This is a genomic window from Rhodococcus sp. BS-15, assembly GCF_000813105.1.
Taxonomy (GTDB): Bacteria; Actinomycetota; Actinomycetes; order Mycobacteriales; family Mycobacteriaceae; genus Rhodococcoides.
This window is the reverse complement of the sequence record NZ_BAOX01000590.1, coordinates 1-853: the sequence shown is the minus strand read 5'-3', so window position 1 is coordinate 853 and position 853 is coordinate 1. Positions and strand designations below refer to the sequence as shown.

Sequence of the window (853 nt, the reverse complement as noted above, 5' to 3'; positions counted from 1 at the left end):
GCGACCGGCGGAATCCTCGCCGCTGTCGACGCGGCACTCGGCGCGCTCGGCGGCGACCGTTCCGATCCGGCTCCGCTCCGCGTGGTCATCGAAACCGTTGCCGAACAACACCGTCGGATGCTGATCGAGACCACCGACGACACGCGGGCACTGCTGCTCGCAGCTCGATTCGGCGTCACACCCGACCCTGCATCGGCCGCGCAGATCGTGCCGCGCGCGACCGATGTCGAGTCGAGCGTCGACCTGGCCTGCAGCTCCGGCATGCTCGACACCACGGGCACGTTGATTGCGTCCGCCGAGGCCCCACTGATCGAGATGATCGGAGACGGGCGCTGCCGCGTCCTGCTCTCGTCCATCACCGACGTCGCCACTCGATCCCGCCTGCTCGACGCCACCGCGGCCCGTGCGTTGGCCGAACGGGGCGTCGTTCATGCCGGTCTCGCCGATTACCTTGTTCAGCAAGCAGATTCGACTCCTGTCGATGTCGCCGGTGCCCTGTACGACGCGGCGGTCGATGCAGGGTTCGATGCAGGGGTGCTGGCTGCGAGACGGTCCGAGGTCGCGGCGGCCACCGGAGATCTGGACGAGGCTGCGAGATTCGCCGATGTGGTTCTCGACGGTGCTGCCGCGTGCGATGCGGCGGATCTGCGGACGGCGGTGCGAGTGTCGGCGTCGGTTGCAGCGCAACGCGGAATGGCCTCGCGCAGTGCGCAGTTGTTCACTTGGCTCGGTGAGGATCGACTCGGACCCGATGCTGTGTGGGCCGCCTGTCCGCTGCTGCGGCCGTGATCGCGCCGCCGCCGATCCGTTCGATCACCTGCCGTGTCCGCACTCGCGCCGACGTCGAGCCTCG

At 68.9% G+C, this 853-nt stretch carries 1 pseudogene; it reads left to right on the top strand.

Going from position 1 to position 853, the window contains the following annotated elements:
- Nucleotides 1-789 (top strand): annotated as a pseudogene (locus RHBS_RS29475) (LuxR family transcriptional regulator); the annotation flags it as partial.
- Between the last annotated feature and the right edge of the window lie 64 nt (nt 790-853).